The sequence below is a fragment of the Streptomyces sp. NPDC048483 genome (assembly GCF_040651455.1).
Classification (GTDB): Bacteria; Actinomycetota; Actinomycetes; order Streptomycetales; family Streptomycetaceae; genus Streptomyces.
In genome coordinates, this window is record NZ_JBEZJZ010000064.1 from 39,184 (window position 1) to 46,250 (window position 7,067).

The 7,067-nt window shown below is 71.6% G+C and carries 8 protein-coding genes; 4 read left to right on the forward strand and 4 right to left on the reverse strand.

Annotated elements, in window-relative coordinates; translation table 11 throughout:
• Positions 1–56 precede the first annotated feature (56 nt).
• Positions 57–1,451, reverse strand: coding sequence for a cytosine permease (locus AB0D04_RS27555; RefSeq protein ID WP_362708413.1), 1,395 nt, complete (start codon positions 1,449–1,451; stop codon positions 57–59).
• 168 nt (positions 1,452–1,619) lie between these two features.
• On the opposite strand from AB0D04_RS27555, the gene AB0D04_RS27560 reads away from it, so the two are divergent.
• The gene (locus AB0D04_RS27560; RefSeq protein ID WP_362708415.1) at positions 1,620–2,228 is read left to right on the forward strand and encodes a TetR/AcrR family transcriptional regulator; all 609 of its coding nucleotides are present in this window, start codon (positions 1,620–1,622) and stop codon (positions 2,226–2,228) included.
• 12 nt (positions 2,229–2,240) lie between these two features.
• Here the strand turns inward: AB0D04_RS27560 and AB0D04_RS27565 are convergent, their stop codons facing one another.
• Complete coding sequence (locus AB0D04_RS27565; protein ID WP_362708417.1) at positions 2,241–3,008, reverse strand: hypothetical protein; 768 nt, start codon at positions 3,006–3,008, stop codon at positions 2,241–2,243.
• A 344-nt stretch (positions 3,009–3,352) separates the two neighbouring features.
• On the opposite strand from AB0D04_RS27565, the gene AB0D04_RS27570 reads away from it, so the two are divergent.
• Positions 3,353–3,664 carry an antibiotic biosynthesis monooxygenase gene (locus AB0D04_RS27570; protein ID WP_362708420.1) on the forward strand — a complete coding sequence of 104 codons (312 nt, stop codon included), beginning with the start codon at positions 3,353–3,355 and terminating at the stop codon, positions 3,662–3,664.
• 2 nt (positions 3,665–3,666) lie between these two features.
• Positions 3,667–4,344, forward strand: coding sequence for a histone deacetylase (locus AB0D04_RS27575; RefSeq protein WP_362708422.1), 678 nt, complete (start codon positions 3,667–3,669; stop codon positions 4,342–4,344).
• Here AB0D04_RS27575 and AB0D04_RS27580 read toward each other — a convergent pair.
• A complete protein-coding gene (locus AB0D04_RS27580) occupies positions 4,298–5,095 on the reverse strand; it encodes an HAD-IIA family hydrolase (protein WP_362708424.1) in 798 nt (265 codons plus the stop codon). The two genes, AB0D04_RS27575 and AB0D04_RS27580, sit on opposite strands and share 47 nt — an antisense overlap.
• A 145-nt stretch (positions 5,096–5,240) precedes the next feature.
• On the opposite strand from AB0D04_RS27580, the gene AB0D04_RS27585 reads away from it, so the two are divergent.
• A complete protein-coding gene (locus AB0D04_RS27585) occupies positions 5,241–6,548 on the forward strand; it encodes a phosphoribosyltransferase family protein (protein ID WP_362708426.1) in 1,308 nt (435 codons plus the stop codon).
• Positions 6,549–6,681: 133 nt separating this feature from the next.
• Here the strand turns inward: AB0D04_RS27585 and AB0D04_RS27590 are convergent.
• Positions 6,682–7,067: ATP-binding protein (locus AB0D04_RS27590; RefSeq protein WP_362708429.1), on the reverse strand; the 386-nt coding region annotated here is incomplete at its 5' end.

Below are 7,067 nucleotides of genomic sequence, written 5' to 3' on the forward strand. Positions count from 1 at the left end.
AGGGGCTCCTGGGTGGTGCGGAGGTAGGACGTGGGGTGTCGGCGGCGGGGCGGGCGTCAGGCGCCCGGCGTGGTGGCGGCCACGCCGCGCCGGGCGAGCGCCCAGTAGACGAGGCCGGAGACGACCGAGCCGAGCAGGGTGAGGTCGGCGCCGCCGAGGGGCGCGACCAGGGGGCCGGTCCATAGCTCGGAGTCGCAGGTCAGGGCGGCAAAGGCCATGCCGGCCAGCAGCGCGGTCATACCTGCCGGGTGGTAGCCGGAGCGGTACCAGTACGCGCCCGCGCGCCCGGAGTGCAGGGCCCCGGTGTCGTACCGGCAGCGGCGCAGCACCATGTCGGCGAGAAAGACGCCGCCCCAGGGGGCGAAGACGATGATCAGCAGGGAGAGGAAGGACAGCAGCGACTCGGTGAAGTCGGTGAAGAAGAGCGCGCCGAGCGAGCCGAGCGCGGTGACCGCGGCGCTGATGATGATGGCCTTGGAACGGCTCCAGGGGATGCCGAGGACCTGGAGGTTCAGCGACGACGAGTAGAGCGTGATGATCGAGTTGGTGACCGAGCCGAGCAGGACCAGGGCGAGGAAGACCGGCTGGAACCATCCGGGCAGCAGGTTCTCCGTCCCGGCCACAGCGTCGGTCATGTCTGTACGGCTCGCCGCGGCCACCCCGATGATGCCGAGCGCGACGGAGGAGAGGAACCCGCCGAGCGCGCCGGACCAGGTGATGGCGCGCAGCGAGGTGGCCTTGGGCAGATACCGGGTGTAGTCGGCGGGCATCGGCACGTACGAGAACGGTCCGGCCAGCATCACCACGAACGCCAGGCTCCAGCCGGTGGCACCGGGGGCTGCGGCGGGGCCGGCGGTGTGCGCGCCGGGCAGGACGAAGACCAGCAGCGCGGCGAACCCGACGGCCAGGACGTAGGCCATCCACCGTTCGGCGAACTGGACGGTGGCATGGCCCCACATCGCCACGGCGAAGGTGAGCGCGAGGGTGACCAGCAGCGCGAGCGCGCGGGCGAGGTTGCCGCCGGCCCAGCCCAGGTCGGCGAAGAACGCCTCGAGGGCGAGGGTGCCGACGACCGTGTTCACGATGGTGTAGCCGATGCTGACCACCCAGTTGAGCAGTCCGGCGGGCCAGTTGCCGCGGACGCCGAAGGCGGCGCGGGAGATGACGAGGGTGGCGGTTCCGGTCCGGATACCGCTCAGGCCCGCGGCGCTGATCGCGAAGAACGCCAGCCCGCCGATCACCACGACCGCGGTCGCCTGCCAGAAGGACAGACCGAAGCCGACCGCGAGGGCGCCGTTGATCACGTAGGTGAAGGTGAGATTGGAGCCGAACCAGAGCCAGAACAGGTCCTTGGCGCTGCCGTGCCGCTCGTCGTCGGGGATCGGGTCGATGCCATGGGTCTCTACCCGGAATACCTCGTCGGTCGCCTGGATTGCCTCGTCGGTCGCCATCCGCGCCCGCCCTTCCCCAGCAGGAATGAATCTTGAATGTCGTTCTAACTTCTAGAACGGCATTCAAGATGTGGGACCGCTCCCCCGCCCGTCAAGCCCCCCGCACAAAGTCACGGATAGGGTCGGGGCAGGCACACACCGCGCGAGGGAAGAGCAGAGGCGATACGGGTGGCACGGGCGGCACGACGGCGCGATGGGCACATCGCCCAGGAACGGATGCTCGAGGAGGCCATGGCGGCCATCGCCGAGAAGGGCCTGGCCTCGCTCACCATGTCCGCCCTCGCCGAGCGGCTGGGCACCAGCGGCGGCCACATCCTGTACTACTTCGGCAGCAAGGACCTGCTGCTCCTGGAGGCCGTGCGCTGGAGCGAGGCGGCTCTCACCGCGGAGCGGCGCACGCTGCTGGCCCGCCGGCTGACCGCGGAGCGCAAGCTCGCCCTGTTCCTGGAGCTGTACCTGCCGCGCGGCCCTCGCGACGCCCGCTGGATGCTGTGGATCGAGCTCTGGGCCCGCACACCGTCGAACGAGCCGCTGCACCAGGCCCAGGAAGAGATGGACCAGGGCTGGCAGGACGACCTGGAGGCGCTGCTCGCCAAGGGCGTGGAACGCGGCCGGTTCGCACCGATGGACGTCACGGCCCGCGCCTGCGAACTCCTTGCGCTGCTGGACGGGTTGAGCACCCGCGTCGTCCTCGGCCAGCGCGGCACCGATCGCCGGCAGGCCCTGGCCGCGGCCCGCTCGGCGGCGGAACGCCTCGTCCCCAGAGCCGGCTCGTGACGGCTCACCCGGTCACTCGTACATCACGTACTCCGGCCGCGGCGTGAGCGCCAGGACCTCCTTCGGGCTCATCAGCCGGCTGCCCTGCGCGTCCTCCTCGTAGAACAGCTTGAAGCCGGCGTGCACGCCCTCGGGCATACGGGAGACCAGCCGGCGCCAGGTGCCCCGCTTCAGGGCCGGTGAGCCGATTCCGTCGACGCTTTTGATCAGCGCCACACCCGGATGGGGCCGCAGCGCGGATTCCTCGCGCAGTACGGAGGGGGCGACCTGGTGGAAAACCAGCGGCTTCTCCGGCAGATCGTGTTCCGCCACCAGGCCGGACAGATAGCGGGCGACGCCGGTCACTTCCCGCCCGCTGGTGTGGCCGAATTTCCCGCCCGGCACCTCGCCGGCGCCCATCTCCCATTCGGGATCGAGCGCGACGCCCACATCGGGATGGACCAGCCACTCGCGCAGCGCCCGCACCTCCTCCAGCGGCGCCGCGCGGCCCGGCTGGACATTCAGCAGAAGCAGGGCACGGCGCGCACGGGCCAGTTCATGAAAGCGACGGATCACGGCGGACGGTATCCGGGTGCGGTATTTCCCGTCGGCTCCCGGGGCGGCATTCGCCACCACCGCCAGCAGTTCCAGTACGGGCATGGGCTCGCGCCCCGCCGCATACGACTGCGCCACCTTCTCGACCTCGACGGCGCGGGAGCGGGGGTCGCCCGTGCCGAGCCGGCCGAGCGCCGCGGCACCGGGCAGCCCGCAGAAGCCCACCAGACGGTACCGGGGAAACAACTCCCGTCCGCCCCGCGGGAGTTGGGGAAGGGGGCGCGGCCGGGGCCGGGCCGGTCGGGTGGACGGGGAGCGGGACGGCGTCGCCGGCCGTGTGGGGGCCTCGGGCGGCGTCGCGCCGTTCGCGGAGTCGTCCTGAGCAGCCGGTTCACCGCATGCCCCGAGAAGGCCGAGGCCCGCCGCCGCAGTAACGGCGAGCACCCCACGCCGGCTCGCCCCACTCATCCCCTCGTTCGCCCGCACGCCGCCTCCGTCCGTCGCCACCACACCCCCGCACGACGCGCCTCTCCAGACCGCACCCCGCAAAACCGCCGGGTGCGCTCACAATGGTTCTCACCACGGGAAGAATGCCGCGCAATGAGGGGAATTCCGACGTGATCATCGTTGCGGGATGGGTTCAGGTCGAACCGGGCCGGCGCGAAGAGTACGTGGCCGGATGCCATGAGGTCGTCGAACTGACGCGGGCCGCCGACGGTTGCCTGGATTTCGCGCTCTCGGCGGATGTGCGGGAACCGGGCCGGATCAATGTGTATGAGCGAGGGGTATCGGACGAACAACTCATGGAATTCCGCGGCGCAGGCCCCGATCCGGAACAGACGGCGAAAATCCTCGCCGCCGAGGTGTCGCGCTACCGCATTTCCGCCACGGAAGCGGCCTGACCATGAAGGGGCGCGCCCTTGTCTGGTACGCGGCCTACGGCTCCAACATGCACCTCGACCGGCTGACCACCTACCTGGAAGGCGGCCGGCCACCCGGCGGACGGCACCGCCACCCCGGCTGCCGGGACCCCCGCCCGCCCGCACGTTCCGCACCGCTCCTGCTGCCGGGCACGCTCTACTTCGCCACCGAATCCCAGGTCTGGACGGGCGGCAGAGCCTTCTACGACCCGGACGCCGACGGCCAACTCCCCGCTCGCGTATATCTTCTGACCGTCAGTCAGTTCTCCGACATCGCGGCGCAGGAGATGTACCGCGATCCGGGCGAGGACCTCGACCTGACGGAGGCGCTCCGCCAGGGACGGGCGCGGCTCGGCCCCGGCCGCTACGAGACGCTGGTATGCGCCGGCCGGCTGGAGGGATCCCCCGTACTGACCTTCACCGCCCCGTGGAGCAGCACCGACGTCCCGCTGAACGCCCCCTCCGCCGCCTATCTCCGCCATATCGCGGCGGGCATCGTCGCCGCACACGGCTGGAACGCGCGGCGGACGGCCGCGTATCTGGCAGCGTGCCCGGGGGCGGCGGGCCGGTGGCCGGTCGCGGAGATCGAGGCGCTGCTCACCGAGAGTGGTGCCGCTACCGCAGCTCCAGGAGATCCGGCAGATCGGCGAAGGATTCGATGACGTGATCGGGCGTGCCCTCGGCCGCGCGGTGCGTCTCGGGCAGATATTTGCCGGTCTTGACGAGGACGCCGGTGATGCCGCTGCGCTGGGCCGCCAGCACATCGGACTCGATGTCGTCGCCCACCATCAGCGTCTCGGCCGGTGTGGCCCCGAGGTGCGCCAGGGCAGTGGCGAAGAACGCTTCGGCGGGTTTGCCGGTGACCTCCGCCTCGACGCGGGCGGCCCGCTCCAGCCCCAGAAGAAAGGCCCCGGTATCGAGGTCGAGCCCGTCCGCCGTGCGCCAGTACAGATTGCGGTGCATCGCCACCAGGTGGGCCCCGCCCTGCAGATGCCGGAACGCGGCGTTGAGGGCCGGGTAGTCGAATGCGCTGCCCGCACCGCCGAAGACCACCACGTCGGGGGCCTCGTCGGCCCCCTCGTCGACGAGCGTCACGCCCTCGAGATCGTCGCGCACCTCCCCGGAGTTGATCAGCAAGCAGCGGGCGCCCGGATGGTGCTCGCGCAGATAGCCTGCGGTGACGGCGGGCGCGGTCAGGATGTCGTCGGCCGCGATCGGGAATCCCTCCTCGGACAGCCTCCGGGCGATCACGGCGCGGGTGCGCGAGGTGTTGTTGGTGACCAGGGCCAGTGGAAGCCCGGCGGCGCGCAGCCGTTCCATGGCCGCCACGGCGCCGGGCAGCGGCTTCCAGGAGACGGTGAGCACGCCGTCGATATCGATCAGGGCGGCCCTGATGTGCCCGTTGCGTTCCATACGGCGACGGTAACCACGATCGGTCGACAGCCGGAAGCGGACCGTCCCGCCGATGTGCCCCGACTTGCGAAACCCCCACGGATGGGGTTGTTTCGAAGTAGGTGTGGACGTGGCTCCGTCTCCCCTGAGTAGGGGGTGCACAACTGTGCTGTTCACCGATCGCACGGATGCGGGGCACCGTCTTGCCGAAGCCCTGGGCCACCTTGCAGGGGAAGACCCCATCGTCCTCGGACTGCCCCGCGGAGGGGTCCCGGTCGCCTATCAGGTGGCGCAGGCCCTCGGCGCGCCCCTCGATGTGATCGTCGTCCGCAAGCTCGGCGTCCCCTACCACCGTGAGCTGGGCTTCGGCGCCATCGGTGAGGGCGGCGTACGGGTGATCAGCGAGGACATCGTCCGCCGCGGCCGGATCAGACAGGCCGACCTCCAGGCCGTCGAGCGCACCGAGGAAGCGGAGCTCGTACGGCAGGCGCGCCGCTTCCGTGCCGGGCGGACCCGGCTGTCCCTCAAGGGCCGGACGGCCGTCCTGGTGGACGACGGGATCGCGACCGGCGCCACGGCGGCGGCCGCCTGCGAAGTCGTACGGGCCCAGGGCGCGGCCCGCGTGGTGCTGGCCGTCCCGGTGGCGCCGCCGGATGCGGCCGCGTGGCTGCGTACCAAGGCGGACGATGTGGTGTGCCTGTCCACGCCGGCGTCGTTCTCCGCCGTCGGCGAGTGGTACCAGGACTTCTCCCAGACGCCCGACGACGAGGTCATCGCCCTGCTGACCGAGGCCGCGGCCCGCCCGGCGGCCGAGCGGGCCGCTCCGGCTTCCGGGGCCGGCGTCCAGGAACCGGTGGAGGTGGACGCCGGCGGGGTACGGCTGGCCGGGGACCTCACCCTTCCTGAGGGCGCCGAGGCGGTGGTGATGTTCGCCCATGGTTCGGGGAGCAGCCGCCACAGCCCCCGTAACCGGATGGTGGCCGCGGTCCTGAACCGTGCCGGTCTGGGCACCCTCCTCTTCGACCTGCTGACACCGCCCGAGGAAGCCGATCGGGCGAATGTCTTCGACATCGAAACCCTGGCCGGACGGCTGGCCGACGCCACCCGCTGGCTGCACGGCCGGGTGCCCGTCCCGATCGGCTATTTCGGTGCGAGCACCGGAGCCGCGGCCGCGCTGCGGGCCGCCGCGGCCACCGAGGTCGACATCGGCGCGGTGGTCTCCCGCGGCGGCCGCCCCGACCTCGCCGGGCCGCATCTGGGCGACGTACGGGCGCCGACGCTGCTGATCGTGGGCGGCAGCGACACCCTGGTCCTCGACCTCAACCGGCAGGCCCTGGAGGAGCTGCGCTGCGAGAACCAGCTCGAAGTCGTGCCGAACGCCACGCATCTCTTCGAGGAGCCAGGGGCGCTGGACGCCGTCGCCGATCTGGCGCAGGACTGGTTCACGAGGCACTTGGTTCCGCAGGCGGGGTAGCGGTCCATCTGCCGAACTCGTCGTCATGGGCGGGAAGTTGGGAAGCTGACGCACAGTCACCTGCTCTTGGGGGCCGGTCCGCGCCTCCCGCGGCGTGACGTCGTGTCCGCCTGGCCCGCTCTGCGGGCGTCCGTCAGCCGGGCGGGAGCGCGAATTCGCACCAGACGGCCTTTCCGCCGGCGGGGATACGGCGGGAGCCCCAGGACGAGGCGATACCGGCGACCACGGAGATGCCCCGGCCCGCCTCATCGGCGGGCTCGGCGCGGCGGGGGTGCGGGAGGCGTTCGTCGCCGTCGGTGACCTCGATGATCAGCCGGCGGTCCGTACGGCGCAGACTGAGCCGCATGGGCGGCGTCCCGTGCTGGAGGGAGTTGGCAACCAGTTCACTCGCCGCCAGCATCCCGCGCTCGCAGAGTTCGGACGGGAAGCGCCAGGAGGCCAGGACGCCGGAGGCGAAGGCGCGGGCGCGGGGGGCCGCTTCGGTGCCGCCGTGGAGTTCGAGGGCGGCGTTGTGGAACA